The organism is Micromonospora cathayae (genome assembly GCF_028993575.1).
Lineage (GTDB): Bacteria > Actinomycetota > Actinomycetes > Mycobacteriales > Micromonosporaceae > Micromonospora > Micromonospora cathayae.
On record NZ_CP118615.1, the window covers coordinates 1,602,943 to 1,617,399 of the forward strand.

The 14,457-nt window shown below is 74.4% G+C and carries 11 protein-coding genes; 6 read left to right on the forward strand and 5 right to left on the reverse strand.

Annotation, left to right across the window (positions count from 1 at the left end; all coding sequences use genetic code 11):
- Positions 1 to 141: 141 nt before the first annotated feature.
- The 5 genes from PVK37_RS07490 (at position 142) to PVK37_RS07510 (ending at position 7,077) form a co-directional block, all read left to right on the forward strand.
- Positions 142 to 1,401, forward strand: a complete 1,260-nt coding sequence (locus PVK37_RS07490; RefSeq protein WP_275033041.1) for an MFS transporter — start codon at positions 142 to 144, stop codon at positions 1,399 to 1,401.
- A 71-nt stretch (positions 1,402 to 1,472) separates the two neighbouring features.
- Positions 1,473 to 1,709: a phosphopantetheine-binding protein gene (locus PVK37_RS07495; protein ID WP_275033042.1), complete on the forward strand. Its 237-nt coding sequence runs from the start codon at positions 1,473 to 1,475 to the stop codon at positions 1,707 to 1,709.
- Positions 1,706 to 3,283 (forward strand): amino acid adenylation domain-containing protein, encoded by a 1,578-nt coding sequence (locus PVK37_RS07500; RefSeq protein WP_275033043.1) that lies wholly within the window; start codon positions 1,706 to 1,708, stop codon positions 3,281 to 3,283. The genes PVK37_RS07495 and PVK37_RS07500 overlap by 4 nt, the downstream gene beginning before the upstream one ends.
- Entirely contained in the window at positions 3,280 to 6,561 is a 3,282-nt protein-coding gene (locus PVK37_RS07505) for an amino acid adenylation domain-containing protein (protein WP_275033044.1), read from the forward strand. The genes PVK37_RS07500 and PVK37_RS07505 overlap by 4 nt, the downstream gene beginning before the upstream one ends.
- 195 nt (positions 6,562 to 6,756) lie before the next feature.
- Positions 6,757 to 7,077 carry a DMT family transporter gene (locus PVK37_RS07510; RefSeq protein ID WP_275033045.1) on the forward strand — a complete coding sequence of 107 codons (321 nt, stop codon included), beginning with the start codon at positions 6,757 to 6,759 and terminating at the stop codon, positions 7,075 to 7,077.
- A gap of 81 nt (positions 7,078 to 7,158) precedes the next feature.
- Here PVK37_RS07510 and PVK37_RS07515 read toward each other — a convergent pair whose 3' ends face one another.
- The 4 genes from PVK37_RS07515 to PVK37_RS07530 form a co-directional block, all read right to left on the reverse strand.
- Positions 7,159 to 9,399 (reverse strand): DUF4153 domain-containing protein, encoded by a 2,241-nt coding sequence (locus PVK37_RS07515; protein WP_275033046.1) that lies wholly within the window; start codon positions 9,397 to 9,399, stop codon positions 7,159 to 7,161.
- Positions 9,400 to 9,469: 70 nt separating this feature from the next.
- The gene (locus PVK37_RS07520; protein WP_275033047.1) at positions 9,470 to 10,171 is read right to left on the reverse strand and encodes a dihydrofolate reductase family protein; all 702 of its coding nucleotides are present in this window, start codon (positions 10,169 to 10,171) and stop codon (positions 9,470 to 9,472) included.
- Positions 10,172 to 10,269: 98 nt separating this feature from the next.
- The gene (locus PVK37_RS07525; protein ID WP_275035002.1) at positions 10,270 to 11,484 is read right to left on the reverse strand and encodes an RNA polymerase sigma factor; all 1,215 of its coding nucleotides are present in this window, start codon (positions 11,482 to 11,484) and stop codon (positions 10,270 to 10,272) included.
- A gap of 95 nt (positions 11,485 to 11,579) precedes the next feature.
- Complete coding sequence (locus tag PVK37_RS07530) at positions 11,580 to 11,954, reverse strand: YciI family protein (RefSeq protein ID WP_275033048.1); 375 nt, start codon at positions 11,952 to 11,954, stop codon at positions 11,580 to 11,582.
- Positions 11,955 to 12,035: 81 nt separating this feature from the next.
- Here PVK37_RS07530 and PVK37_RS07535 point away from each other — a divergent pair, with 81 nt between their 5' ends.
- On the forward strand, positions 12,036 to 13,121 hold the full coding sequence (locus tag PVK37_RS07535; protein ID WP_275033049.1) for an NAD-dependent epimerase/dehydratase family protein: 1,086 nt from the start codon (positions 12,036 to 12,038) through the stop codon (positions 13,119 to 13,121).
- 33 nt (positions 13,122 to 13,154) lie between these two features.
- Here the strand turns inward: PVK37_RS07535 and PVK37_RS07540 are convergent, their stop codons facing one another.
- Positions 13,155 to 14,390, reverse strand: coding sequence for a hypothetical protein (locus tag PVK37_RS07540; protein WP_275033050.1), 1,236 nt, complete (start codon positions 14,388 to 14,390; stop codon positions 13,155 to 13,157).
- Between the last annotated feature and the right edge of the window lie 67 nt (positions 14,391 to 14,457).

Below are 14,457 nucleotides of genomic sequence, written 5' to 3' on the forward strand. Positions count from 1 at the left end.
GGAGACCGAGCTGAAAACCGTCGGACCTGTCACAGAGGTCGTCGCGCGGCCGGGTGGGTGCGGGCGGGCGGGCGTCGACGCCGCCCGGACCACCCCCGCGCAGGCGACCAGCGTCGTGGTGCTGCCGGTCAGGAGTGGCCGATGAGCGGCACGGGCCGGGTGACCCGGCTCCTCACGGCGCTGCGCGCGCCGGGAGACCACCGTCAGCAACTGCTGGCGCGGGCGACCCTGGTGAACACCATCGGCATGGGGATGTTCCTGTCCGCCGGCACGATCTTCCTCATCAAGTTCACCGGGCTGAGCCCGGCCGCGGTGGGCGCCGGGCTCACCATCGGCTCCCTGGTCGGGGTCGGAGCCGGTGTGCTGATCGGCGACCTGGCCGACCGGCGCGGCTCGCGTGAGGTCCTCATCGCCGCCACCCTGCTGGAGGCCGTGGGCAGCATCTGCCTGCTCCTGGTCAACAACCTGTGGACCCTGATCGCGGTGGCCGCCCTCGCCGCGATCGGACGGGCGGGATCCGGCAGCGCCCGTGGCGCGCTGATCGGCGTACTGGCCGAAGAGGGCAAGGGCGCCAAGTTGCGGTCCTACCTGCGTGCCGTGACGAACGTCGGGCTCGCGGTCGGCATGCTGGCCGCCGCCGTCGCGCTGGCCATCGACACACGCCCCGCCTACTTCTTCCTCATCATCACCGACGCGGTCACGTTCGTGCTGGCCGCCGTCATCCTGTCCCGGCTGGCGCACGTTCCGCCGACCCGCGTCGCCAAGGTCACCGACTCCGTCGAGAAGGAACGCAAGTGGATCGCCCTGGGTGACCGGCACTACCTGGGGCTGACCATCGCGTCGTCGGTGGCGAGCCTGCAGTACTGGGTCCTCGTCCACGCGCTGCCCGCGTGGATCGTGTTCCGGACGGACGCACCACGGTCGATGGCGGCGCTGGTGCTCTTCGTCGGGGCGATCTTCGTCGCGGTGATGCAGGTCCCGGCGACCCGCTCGATCGACGGCCCCCGGTCGGCCGCGCGCCTGATCACGATCTCGGGACCGTTCTTCCTGGTCGCCTGGGTCATGATGGCGTTGTCGTCCGGCACCTCCGCGTGGGTTGCCGTGGTACTGCTGGTCGTCGCCGTGCTCGTGCACTCGCTGGCGGAGGTGTGGCAGGCCGGCGGGACCTTCGAGTTGTCCTTCGCCCTCGCCCAGCCGGAGGCGCTCGGGCAGTACCAGGGCGTCATGGGCTTCGGGGAGTCGCTGGCCGCCGCGGTGGCACCGGTCATCGTCCTCACGCTGTGTCTCGACGGCGGCATGTACGGCTGGGTCGCGCTCGGCGTGGTGGTCTCCGTGGCCGGGTTCGTCTGCGCGCTGATCGAGAAGCACTGGTCCCGGTCCCGGGCCGTGGTCGCCAGTTGAGCGGGTGCCGGGCCCGGCAGGCCCGGCACCGCACGACCGTCGCCGACGTGGCGGGTGGAAGGAGCATGGTGATGTCACAGGTGGCCGACGTGGAACTCGTGCCGAGACTCACGGCGATCTGGGAAGCCGAACTGGGTGTTCCCGTCGCACCCGACGACGACTTCTTCGACCTCGGCGGTGACTCGCTGATGGCGCTCGTGGTGGCCCGTCAGGCGACCGCGTCGGGGATGCCGATGCAGCCGGGGGCCGTACTGCGGCATCCGACGGTGGCGGCACTTGCGGACGCGGTGCGCCGGGGAACGGCATGACCCGAGCGTCGTCGCGGACCGTGCACGGTGTGTTCGCGGGCCTCGCCCACGCCACACCCGGGGCGGTCGCCGTCGAGGACGACCGGGAGCGGATGACGTACGCCGAACTGGATCGGCGGGCCACCGCCCTGGCCAGGGAGATCGTCGAGCGTGGCGGCCGGAACGGGTTCGTCGGTGTGCTGCTCGGCCGGTCGACGCGGGCCATCGTCGCCCTGCTCGCCGTCCTGAAGGCCGGCGCGGCCTACGTCCCGCTCGATCCGACGTACCCCCGGGCGCGGCTGACGGATCTGATCGAGCAGTGCGGCACCACGCTGGTGCTGACCACCGCCGCCGTGCACGGCGACCTCGGCGGGCTCGCGGCGGACGTCATCCTGCTGGACGAGGAGCGGCGGGACCGGGTGGCCGCCCCGTTCGCCGAGCCCGAGCGCGGGCCTTCCGACCCGGCGTACGTGATGTTCACGTCGGGCACCACCGGCCGGCCCAAGGCGGTCGTGGTCTCGCACCACAACGTGGTCAACCTGGCGACCGGCGCCGACTACGTGGAGCTGAGCCCGGCCCGGACGGTGCTCCAGTTCGCGCCGCTCTCGTTCGACGCGTCGACGTTCGAGATCTGGGGTGCCCTGCTCAACGGCGCCAGACTGGTGGTCGCCCCCGAGGACCTGATCGGCAGCGACCGGATCGGCGAGCTGCTGGAGGGCCACCGGGTCGACACGATGTGGCTGACCGCCGCGCTGTTCCACCGGATCGTCGACACCGACCTGCCGGCGCTCGGGCCGGTGACCCAGTTGCTGGCCGGCGGTGACGTGCTCTCCGCCGACCACGTGCGGCGGGCGCTGGCGGCGGTACCGGGCCGGGTCGTGGTGAACGGCTACGGCCCGACGGAGACCACCACCTTCGCCTGCTGCCACCGGATGTCCGCCGTCGGGGAGGTCGGGCAGCCGGTGCCGATCGGACGGGCCGTCCCCGGCGCCCGGTTATGGATCATGACCGGGGAGGGCGTGCCGGCGGCCCCCGGAGCGGCCGGTGAGTTGTGGATCGCCGGCGACGGTGTGTCGCTCGGCTACCTGGGGGACCCGGACGAGAACAGCCGTAGGTTCGTTCCCGAGCCGGGACGGCCGGACTCCCGCGCCTACCGGTCCGGCGATCTGGTGCTGCGCCGCGGTGACGGGTCGCTGGAGTTCCTCGGCCGGATCGACGACCAGGTGAAGGTGCGCGGGTACCGTATCGAGCCCGGCGAGGTGGAGGCCGCCCTGGTCGGGCACCCCGCCGTGAGCCGGGCCGTCGTCACCGCCCACGAGTTCAAGCCCGGTGACAAGCGGCTCGTCGCCTACCTCGTCCTCGCGCCCGGGGCCGAACTCCGGGTACCCGAACTCCGCCGGGCGCTGTCCGGACGGTTGCCGTCCTACCTGGTGCCCGCCCGGTACGTGGTGCTGGACGAGCTGCCGGTGACCAGGAACGGCAAGGTCGACCGGCGTGCGCTGCCCGCACCGGAGTGGACGGCACCCGGCCCGCGCCGGCCGACCGACCCGCTCCCGTCGACCCGGGTCGGGGACAGATCCGGGACGCCGACATGACCGGGCGGACGAGCCGGCTGTCCCGGGGCCCCGGGCCGGCGACGTACGCGAACGGCGACCGGATCGAACAGATCGTCCGTCACCACGAACGGCTCGCACCGGATGCCGTCGCCGTACGGCAGGGGGAGCGGGTGCTCTCCTACCGGGACCTGGTCGACATGGCGGACCGGGTGGCGGCCGGCCTGGTGGAGCGGGGGGTGACACCCGGTGACGTCGTCCCGGTGCGCCTACCGCGCTCGCCGGAACTGGTGGCCGTCCTGCTGGGCGTACTCACCGCCGGCGCGGCCTACCTGGCCATGGACCCCGGTTGGCCGGCCAACCGGCAGGAGTACGTGCTGGCCAGCAGCGGTGCCGGCTTCCTGATCACCCCGGCCGGGGACCCGCCCCCGCCGCCCGGTGTGCACCCGCTGACCACCACGGACCTGCTGGCGGGCGGCGGCGCGGCCGTCCCGTCCGGGCTGAGCGGCACGCAGGCCGCGTCCGTCTTCTACACCTCCGGCTCGACCGGGCGGCCCAAGGGCGTCGTCTCCCCACACCGGGGCACGGTCCGGGTGCTGGTGGGCAACGACGGGGTCCCGCTCGACGCGGACACCGTCTTCCTCCAGGCCGCGCCGCTGCCGTGGGACGGCTTGTCGCTGGAGCTGTGGGCCCCGTTGCTGAACGGGGGGTGCTGCGTCCTGCTCGACGAGGGAGCGCCGCTGCTCGACGTGGCGGCCCTCCGGAACGCCGTGGGGCGGGGCGTGAACAGCCTCTGGCTCACCAGCTCGTTGTTCAACGTGTTCGTCGACGAGGCGGTCGAGCTGTTCGGCGCGGTCCGGTTGGTGCTCGTCGGCGGCGAGCGCGTCTCCGTGAGCCATGTGCGGCGGCTGCTCGACCGGTTCCCGGAGCTACCCGTGATCAACGGCTACGGGCCGGCGGAGAGCACCATCTTCACCACCACGCACGTCATCCGTCAGCGGGACGTCCGACCGCCTTCCGTCGACATCCCCATCGGGCGTCCGGTACCGGGCACCGGCGTGGTGGTGGTGGACGAGGAGCTGCGACCACTGCCTGCGGGTAGTCCCGGCGAACTGCTCGTCTCCGGTGACGGTCTCGCCGCGGGCTACCTGGGCGACCCGGACCAGACCTCGCGTGCCTTCGTCGAGGTCGACGGCGTGCGGTACTACCGGACGGGCGACCTGGTGGTCCTCGACGACCAGGTGTTCCGCTACCGCGGCCGGATCGACCGGCAGGTCAAGGTGAACGGCGTCCGGATCGAACCGGGCGAGGTGGAGGCGGCCCTCGAACGGCACCCGGCGGTCCGGGTCGCCTCGGTGGTCCGGGTGGAGACGGACGGCCGGCCCCGGCTGGTGGCGCTCTTCGAGAGCGCCGGTGGGGTCGCCCCCACGACGGAGGAGCTCCGTACCTTCGCGGCGGAGCGGCTGCTCCCGGCGATGATCCCCGCCATCCTGCACCGGGTCGAGCGGCTTCCGCTCGGGTCGACCGGCAAGGTCGACCTGTCCCGGGTACGGAACATGGCGGAGCTGCTGGTCCGGGCGGGCGTACCGGAGACCGGCCCGGCCGCTCCGACGGTCCCGGACCCCGCCCGCTCGCACGTGGAACCTGCCCGCTCGGGCCCGGACCCTGACCGACCGCGCGCTGATCCCGCTGCGGCGGGTGCGGGGCCTGGCGGCGCGGACGTGCCCTTTCTCGCGGTGGTCCGGTCCGTGCTGGGCGTTCCGGATCTCGGGCTCGACGACGATCTCTTCGCCGCCGGTGCCACCTCACTCGACCTGGTCCGGCTGACGTCGCGGTCCGCCGTGGCGTTGCCCGCCCCGGTGAGCCTGGCGGACGTCTACCGGGCGCGAACGGTCCAGGGGCTGCTGGAGGTGGCCGCCGAGCGGGCCGAGACGGAGTCGGGTCGCGTGGAGGTGGCCGCCGTGCGCGCCGAGACGGAGTCGGGTCGCGCCGGGGGTGCTTCGGCGGACGACGCGCCGCTGTCGCACGCGCAGACCCGGTTCTGGCTGTCGGAACAGTTCCAACCGGGGGCCGCCGACAACATGGTGGTGCTCGCCTACCTCGTCACCGGCAGGTGGGAACCGGGGGTCCTGCGCCGGGCCGTCGCGGACGTCGTCGAACGCCATCCGGTACTCCGGACGGTCTACGCCCCGGCCGGGCGGACGGCGGCGCCACGGACCGTCGGGACCCCTGTCACCATCGAGACGGTCCCCGCCCCCGCCGGCACCGGGCCGTACCCGGGACGGGGCGGGCAACCTGGCGGGAACGACGTCGACGTCGACGCGGCGGCCCACCTGATGACCGAGGACTGGTGGCGTACCCCTTTCGACCTGGCGACCGAACCACCCCTGCGGATCAGGGTGGGTCGCCTCGACGAGGACCGGTACCTGCTCGGCCTGCACATCCACCACATCGCCTTCGACGGCTGGTCGGAACGGATCCTGATGGCCGACCTGGAAACCGCCTACCGGGCCAGGGCGACGGGCGCGGCACCGGTCTTCCCGGACGTACCGACGTACCTCACGTACAGCCGGGCGGAGCGGGGAAGCCCGGCGACCGGCGTCGAGGCGAAGCTCCGGCACTGGCGGGACGTCCTGGAGCCCCCGATACCGCCGGCCTTCGCGCCACCGCACCCGGACACCCCCGAGGGACCGCGCTGCGAGCTGACCCGGACGCTCCCCGGTGCCCTGGTGGGCCGGCTGCGGGCGGTCGCGTCCCGGTACGGAGCACCGGCCGCCTCGGTGCTGTCGGCGGCGGTGGCCCACGCGGTGGGTCGCACCTTCGGCGTCCCCGAGGTCTGCGTCGGTACGGTCGCGCCGTCCCGACCTGACCCGTACTTCGACGGTGTGATCGGCTACTTCGTCGATCCGCTGCCGTTGGCGCTCCGTACGGCCGGGGACCCGGGCGGGCAGGCGGTGCTGACCGAGTCGACCGCCCAGCTGCGGGCCGCCATGGACGGGAACGTGGTTCCCTTCGACGAGTTGGTCCGTGCGCTCAAGCCGGCCCGGGGCCGGCACCCCTGGTTCCAGACCTGGGTGGTCGTGCAGCACGAGCCGCCCCGGGGCGAGCTGAGCCCGCACGTCCGGTACCGGCCGGTGCGGGTACGTCCGCCGTCGACTGCCATGGAGCTGCTCGTCGAGGCGGTTCCGCAGGAGGTGGGGGGCTGGGAACTGGTGCTCTCCTGCCGGGCCGACGGGATCGGTACGGCCACCCTGCGGAATCTGGCGGAGACGCTGGTCGGGGCGCTCGTGCGGTACGCCGACCACGACACGTCAGCGTGACCGCCGCCCCTGGCGGGCTCTGTCGGGGTCGGTGCCGCCGTCCAGGTGGTACGGCCGTCGCCCACACCACCGGCGGCGTCGCGGCGCGGGAGCCGGTGACACCCGGGTGGTCCAGGGCACAGTAGGGACAGCGGCATCCACGGCGGACGCAGCCGTACCCCCGGAGGGCAGCCGTACCCGGAGGAAGGAATCAGCATGGCGTACGTGCTGCTGGCGCTCGCGATCGTGGCCGAGGTCGTCGGTACCAGCCTGATGAAGGCCACGGAGGGCTTCACCCGGCTGTGGCCGACGCTCGGCCTCGCCACGGCGTACCTGGTCTCGTTCTACCTGTTCTCGCTGGCGGTGCGGGACATCCCGGTCAGCGTCGCGTACGCCTTCTGGGCCGGTATCGGGACCGCGGCGATCGCCGCGATCGGGGCGGCCTTCCTCGGCGAGCCGCTGACCCTGACGAAGGTGGTGGGCATCGCCCTCGTCGCCGGCGGCCTGGTGGTGCTCAACCTGGGCGGCACCCACTGACCCCGGCCGGCGGGAACCGCTCCCCGACCGGGCCCCGCTCCGGCCCGGACCGGGTGTCGACCCGGGCCGAAACGAGGGCGGTCAGCGGGGTCGGCGACTCTTCGGCAGGTCGTACTGGTCGGCCGCCCGGCAGTCGCTCGGGCCACCGATCGCGTCCGGACCCACCCGGTCCAGGGCCTGCCGGGCCCGGAGCCGGCCCAGGTTCCAGGCGTACCAGGGGTCCGGCTCGTCGAGTTCATCGGCGATCCAGCTCAGCGTGCAGCGGCGGACCGGGTCGGGCAGCCCGGTCAGGGCGGGCGTGGCGTCGGCCGACAGCGCACGCAGGTACCACGCGTCGATCTTGCCGGTCTCCCGGTACCGGTCGATGTTGCGGCCGGCGGCGTACCCCTCCGGGTTGAGCACCGCCAGGCTGAGCAGCATCGTCACGGCCAGCGCCACCGTCCCGCGCGGCACCCATCCGCCCCGCAGCCGCAGCCCGGCGGCCAGGATCATCAGGAAGACACTGCCGAGCAGCAGCTCGAACGCCATCACGAACAGCCGCTCGCCGGTGAAGCTGTAGACCTTCTGGTACGCGTACATCCGGGACAGTGCCGAGATCACGATGACGACGCTGAGTACGCTCAGCGCGCCGAGCAGCACCCGGAGCATGATCCGTTCGGTCCGGTGTTCCCGCCGAGCCCAGCGACCCACCCCGCCGAGCACCGCCAACGTCAGCAGGGTGACCGCGACGAGCTGCCAGAAACCGCTGCGGGCGTATTCGGCGTAGCTGAGCCCGGCGGTCCGCAGCACGTGCCGCTCGCCGCCGAACAGCACGGTGAACTGCACCGCCACGAAGCCGCCGAACAGCAGCGTGAGCGCGGTGATGGCCGGCGCCCACTCCAGCATGCCGAAGCTTCGGCGGGTCGGCCGGTCCACTCCGGACAGGTCCGGTGGCGCGGCCAGCGTCCAGACGGCGGCCACCGCACAGAGCGCCCCCACCGCGGCGAGGAAGAACCAGCGGAACACCGTACCCAGGTCGATCTCGGGGACGACCGCGCTGAGCAGCACCGAGAATGCGCCGTCGGCGGAGGCGAGCAGGTTGCCGAAGACCACCAGCGCGGCGATGGTCGCCACGGCCGAGCCGACCACCCGACGGGCCAGCCCCGGATCGGCGGAGGACCGGACGTGGGCCCGTACCCAGGGCAGCCCCCGGAACGCGGCGACCGGCCCGGCCACCAGACTGAACAGGATCGACCGGATGCGCCGGCCGCCGATCACCGCGAGCGCCGCGCAGCCCAGCGCGGCCAGTACACAGAACGTCACCAGCCACCAGGCGTTGCGGAACGCCGGTACCGCCAGCAGTGCCAGCGCCGCCCCCGCCCAGCCGGCCCGGACCCACCGCTCGGTACGCGGCAACTGCGCCACCGGCCCCCGGACCGCGGCCACGACGCCCGCGGTCAGCGCCAGCCAACCGAGGAACCAGCCGATGCCGGTCCGGCTGAGCGGTACGAAGAAGGCCACCCCGAGCGCGCCGACGAGGACCGCGAGGGGTACCGCCCGACCCTGAGCCGGCTTCGGGCCGGGCCAGTACCGCTGGAAGAACGTCGGTCCGGGCGGCTTCGGCCGGTAGTACCCGCCGGGCGTCGGCGGGTACGGCGGACCACCGACGGCACCCGGACGGCCGGGTTGATCCACCGCCCAGGCGTACGGCGGGACGCCGTGGACGGCCGGTGCGCCGGCCGCCGCCGGCCCGTCCCCGTGCGGCCCGTCCGCCGCCGCGCCGTCGGCCACCGGCTCGTCCGTCGTCGGCTTGTCCGCTGCGGCGTCGTCCACCGGCGGCCGGTCCGCTGCCGCGTCGTCTGCCTGCGGGCTGCCCGTCGGCGGGGTGTTCTCGGGCCGGTTGTCCCCCGCCGGGGTCGTCGCCGCTGCGGACGGGGTCGTTCCCGCCACCGGGGCGGTAACCGGTGCCGGCGTGGTGGTACCCGGGCCGGCCCCGGCCCTGACCCCGTCCCGCGTGACCCCTTCCGGCGTGGTGTCGGCCGGCGTGGTGTCGGCCGGGGCCGGCGTTCCGGCTGGTCCGTGGCCCGTCGCCAGCACCGTGCCGGCCGAGGGGGCTGCGGCGGCGTCGGCCACCGGCACCAGGGGGATGAACACGGCGTACCCACGGGTGCCGGGCGGCAGGCTGACCGGGATCGCCCACGCGGGCTGCCCCTCCGGCCACGGAATGACCCCGGGGGCACCGGAAGCGCCGTCGACCGCCGGCATGGCCAGCAGGTACGGCGGTGGACCGTCGTCGCCCGGGTCCTCGGCCGGCCGGCGGGGCGCCGGTGGTGGCTGCGTCACGGCACGCTCCTTAGTCGAGGGTGGGGGCACACTGTACGACCCGCGTGTGCCGCCGCACTGCCCCACCCGGTCAGCCCACGGTGGTGCGGCCACCCCCACGGCCCCGGTCGTCCAGCAGCAGGGGAGCCCGTCCGGTGACCGCGTACCGGATGTGGGTGACGTCGGGGGAGTGCACCACCCGGGTCGGGACCAGCTCGATCCCCTCCTTCTCGCCGAGTCCCAGACCGGCGTCGAGCAGCCGCAGACCGGTGCCGAGCACGACCGGTACGACGTGCAGTTCCAGCTCGTCGAGCAGGCCGGCGGCGAGGACCTGGCGGACCAGGCTGCCGCCGCCGGCCACCGCCACGTCCCGGCCGCCGGCCGCGGCACGGGCCTGCTCGACGGCGCTGGTCAGGCCGTCGGTCACGTACGTGAAGCTGGTGCCGCCGCCGGAGACCAGGGTCTCCCGGGGGCGGTGGGTGACGACGAAGACCGGTGCCCGGAACGGCGGTTCGTCCCCCCAGGGCACCTCGCCCCCGTCGGCCATCCGGCGGCCCATCACGTACGCGCCGGCCGCCGCGAAGTGCTCCGCGACGATCTCCGAGTCGGCGTCGTGCGTACCGCCGTCGAAGCCCTGCCGTTCCCGCCACGCGGTCGCCTCGGTCGCCCAGCGGGTGACCCGGAAGAAGGCGGCCGCCTCGGCCGACTCCATCCAGTTTCCGTCGCCGGTGTGGCGGGGGCCGGCGTAGCACCCGTCCAGCGACACGGACAGCTGCGCGGTCACCCTGGTCATGTGGTTCGTCCTCTCCGGTGGGGCACCGCTGCGGTGCCCGTACGGCAGGAGGTCGGAGCGGACCGGTCGCGTTCGACGTCGGCCTGCTGTGAGCCGGGTCACTCCAGGCGGGCGGCCTGGCGGTCGAGGAAACGCCGCTCGGGCAGGCTGCCGGCGAGCCGGGCGGCCTCCCGCCAACCCTGCGCGGCGGCCTGCGGCTCGCCGGCCCGTTCCAGCAGGAAGGCCCGTACCGCCAGCAGTCGGTGGTGGGCGGCCAGCGGGCCGGCGGCCAGCCCGTCCAGCAGGGCCAGCCCGGCCGCCGGCCCGTGCACCAGGCCCAGCGCCACGGCCCGGTTGAGGGTCACCGCCGGCCCGGGGGCCAACCGCTCCAGCAGCTCGTACAGGCCCAGGATCTGCGGCCAGTCGGTGTCGGCGACGGACGACGCCTCCGCGTGCACCGCGGCGATCGCCGCCTGCACCTGGTACGGCCCGACCGGCGCGGTGGACAGGGCGTGGGTGACCAGCGCGGTGCCCTCGGCGATCGCGGACCGGTCCCAGCGGGAGCGGTCCTGGTCGGCCAGCGGCACCAGGTCGCCCTCCGGCCCGGTGCGGGCCGGGCCGCGTGCCTCGGTCAGCAGCAGCAACGCCAGCAGGCCGGCCACCTCACCGTCGTCGGGGAGGCTCCGGTGCAGCCGGCGGGTCAGCCGGACCGCCTGCCGGGTCAGGTCCACCCGGCGCAGCGCCGGCCCGCTGCTCGCGACGTACCCCTCGTTGAAGATCAGGTAGAGCACCCGCAGGACCACCGCGAGCCGGGCCGGCTGTTCCGACCCGGGCGGCGGCGCGAACCGTGCGCCCGCCGCCCGGAGCCGCTGCTTGGCCCGGACGATCCGCTGCGCCATCGTCTTCTCCGGGACCAGGAAGGCGGCGGCGATCTCGGTGGTGGTCAGGCCGCCGACCGCGCGCAACGTGAGCGCCACCTGCGCCGCCGGGCCGAGCGCCGGATGGCAGCAGAGGAAGAACAGCTCCAGCAGGTCGTCCCGGGCCGGTTCGGTGTCCGCCGGTGGGGCGACGAGGGCGTCGCGGGGGGTGGCGGCCAGCAGGGCCAGCTCCCGTCGCTGCCGGGCCGCGTCGGCCCGCACCTGGTCGACGTAGCGGCGGGCGGCCACCGTACGCAGCCAGCTCGGCGGGTGCTCCGGCACCCCGTCGGCGGTCCAGCTCCGGAACGCGGCGAGCAGCGCCTCCTGCACGGCGTCCTCGGCGCGGGCGAAATCGCCGTACCGGCGTACCAGACCGCCGAGGACCTGCGGGGCGAGCTCGCGGAGCAGGTCGGCGATCCGGTCGCGGCTCCGGTCGTCGCCCGGAGCACCGACCCGGCCGCCGGTCGGGCGGTCGGGGGCGCTGCCCTGGTCGCTGGGCGGTTCGACGCGGGTCAGTGGTCCCCGCCGGTGCCGGTCATCAGCGGCCACACCTCCAGCCCGCCGCCGCTGCGGCCGGTGCCGAACCGCAGCGCCGGATACGACCGGGCGATCTCCAACGCCCGCTCCTCGCTGGCGACGTCCACCAGGAAGTACGAGCCCACGTACTCCTTCGCCTCCAGGTACGGGCCGTCGGTGACCACCGGTGTGTCACCGACCATCCGGACCGCCCGGGGGTGGGAGACCAGCCCCTGGCTCTCCACCAGCTCGCCCGAGGCACGCAACGCCTCGTTGAACGCGTCGACCTCGCCGATCAGGGTGGTCAGCTCGTCGGCCGGCAGACTGTTCCAGATCTGCTCGTTCCCGTAGATCAGCATCAGGTACTTCACCAGGGCCTCCTTCTCCGTTCTGTTCTAGCAGGATCGCGTCGGCAGCGGTTGGCGGCGGGCAGACCGGGTACGGCAACCGGCATGCGGATCGTGATCGTGGGGGCGAGCGGGAACGCCGGGACGGCCCTGTTGCGCCGACTGGGCCGGGAACCGGACGTCGACCTGGTCGGGGTGGCCCGGCGGCTGCCCGGCCCGGCGGCCGGTGACCCGTACGACCGGGTGGAGTGGCACTCCTGCGACATCGGGGAGCCGGGCGCGGCCGACCGGCTGGCCGAGGTCTTCGCCGGGGCCGCCGCGGTGGTGCACCTGGCCTGGCAGATCCAGCCCAGCCACGACCAGCGCGTCCTGCACCGGACCAACGTGGGCGGCAGCCGCGCGGTGGTCGACGCGGTGCTCCGGGCCGGGGTGCCGGCCCTGGTGTACGCCTCGTCGGTCGGTACGTACGCGCCCGGCCCGAAGGACCACCCGGTCAGCGAGCGCTGGCCGACGACCGGGGTGCCCGGCTCGTCGTACAGTCAGCACAAGGCGCAGGTGGAGGAGCTGCTCGACCGGGTGGAGCGCCAGCACGCCGAGCTGCGGATCGTCCGGCTCCGACCCGGGTTGATCTTCCAGCGGGAGGCGGCCACCGAGATCGTCCGGTACTTCCTGGGGCCGTTCGCCCCGGTGAAGCTGCTCCGCTACGGGCGCATCCCGCTCGTACCCACCCATCCCCGACTGCGCCTCCAGGCGGTGCACGCCGACGACGTCGCCGACGCGTACGCCCGGGCGATCCTTTCGCCGGACGCGCGCGGCGCGTTCAACGTGGCGGCCGACCCGGTGCTCTCCCCGGCGCTGGTGGCCCGGCACTTCCACGGCTGGACGGTGCCGGTGGCCGCGCCGGTGCTGCGTGCGGCGGCGGCGCTGAGCTGGCGGGCCCGGTTGCAGCCGGTCGACCCGGGCTGGGTCCAGCTCGCCCTGGCCGCCCCGCTGATGTCCAGCGAGCGGGCCGAGACCGAGCTGGGCTGGCGGCCGGGGACGGACGCGGCGAGCGCGCTGCGTGAGCTCGTCGCCGGGATGGCCGACGGCGGGCACACCGCCAGCCCGCCGATGTCCGGCCGGGACGACCTGGCCGGTCGGCCGGGTGGCCTGGTCAGGGGCCGTCCGGCCGGCGAGGGCAACCCGTACTGACGGCTCCCGGCCGGCTGAGCCGCGGGACGTGGCTCAGCTCAGCCGGGAGCCGGTCACCGTGGGGTTGCGGGCACCGAGGAAGAAGATCCCCGGGTAGCCGCGCGTCTCGAAACCGGCGCTGGGGTTGCCCCGCAGCGTGGACTTCTCGATCGTCATCGTGCCGGTCCGGTCGTTGCTGACGAAGAAGACCGCCCCGCCGCCCTCGTTGGCCCGGTTGTCCTCGACGATGCTGCCGGCCAGCCGGACCGTGAACCGGTTCCCGTCGCAGTAGACCGCGCCGCCGCTGCCGCCGCCAGGCGTGCCGGAGCGGGCCGGGTTCGCCCCGGCACCGACCGCCCGGTTGTCCCGGAACACGCTGTTCAGGATCGACCAGGACACGCCGATGCTGCTCAACGCCCCGCCGTTGGCGCACCGGCCACCGGTGAAGGTGCTGTTCACCACGTACACCGGCTGGTTGTCGTGCTGGCTGAGCACCCGGACCGCCGCACCGCCCAGGTCGGGGCCGGTCCGGTCGCAGCGGTTGTCGACGAACCGCGCGTTGACCACCTTGAACCGTCCACCCCGGACGAAGATCGCGCCGCCGCCCCCACCCTCGGCCGTCTCGCCGGTCGAGTTGCCGTCGGCGAAGGTGATGTTCTGGACGGTGAGCTGCGGGTGGTCCTGGTTCTGGCAGGTCGACGTGGTCCAGCCCTGCGCCTGGTCGCAGGTGTTCTGGTAGAGGATGCGCCGGGTACCGCCACCGCTGAGGGTGACCTTCCCGCCGCCGTCCAGCACCACCTTCGGCCCGTTGGCGTTGTGCACCTTCGCGGTGGCGAGCATCCGGATGGTGACCGGGTCAGGTCCACAGTCGAAGGTGATGATCCCGCCGGCCGCGACCGCCCGCACCACCGCCGCCGAGGTGCAGCTCGCCGGGGTGCCGGTGCCGACCACCCGGGTCGGGCGGGAGACGTCCACCGCGCGGGCCGCCGCCGGCACGGACGCGCCGCCGTCCGGGTTGCCCGCCCGCAACACCCCGCCGGCCGGCCGGGTGGGCGTCGGGGTCGCCCGTCGGCCGCCCATGCCGACCGACGCCGAGGGCGACGGTGCGACGGTGGTGGCGGGGGCGCTGGTCGGGGCCGGGCCGGCGGTGGTCGGGCTACCGGCGGTCGGCGTCCCCGACGACCCGGACGAGCCGCAGCCGGCGAGGACGACGGTCACCACGGCGAGCAGGGCGAGCGACCCGGCCGGTCCGGTGGACGGGCGGCGGGGGCTCACGGAGGTCGGGCGCACCGGTCGATGCTAGGCCCTGCGTCGACGTCCCTGTGTCGATGTCCCTGGTCGGCTCATGGCGGGCGTA

Bases quoted from the DNA above. Each gene is read 5' to 3' on its own strand.
- PVK37_RS07495 (WP_275033042.1), top strand. From the start codon at position 1,473: ATGTCACAGGTGGCCGACGTGGAACTCGTGCCGAGACTCACGGCGATC.
- PVK37_RS07510 (WP_275033045.1), top strand. From the start codon at position 6,757: ATGGCGTACGTGCTGCTGGCGCTCGCGATCGTGGCCGAGGTCGTCGGT.
- PVK37_RS07490 (WP_275033041.1), top strand. From the start codon at position 142: ATGAGCGGCACGGGCCGGGTGACCCGGCTCCTCACGGCGCTGCGCGCG.
- PVK37_RS07520 (WP_275033047.1), bottom strand. From the start codon at position 10,171: ATGACCAGGGTGACCGCGCAGCTGTCCGTGTCGCTGGACGGGTGCTAC.
- PVK37_RS07505 (WP_275033044.1), top strand. From the start codon at position 3,280: ATGACCGGGCGGACGAGCCGGCTGTCCCGGGGCCCCGGGCCGGCGACG.
- PVK37_RS07500 (WP_275033043.1), top strand. From the start codon at position 1,706: ATGACCCGAGCGTCGTCGCGGACCGTGCACGGTGTGTTCGCGGGCCTC.
- PVK37_RS07535 (WP_275033049.1), top strand. From the start codon at position 12,036: ATGCGGATCGTGATCGTGGGGGCGAGCGGGAACGCCGGGACGGCCCTG.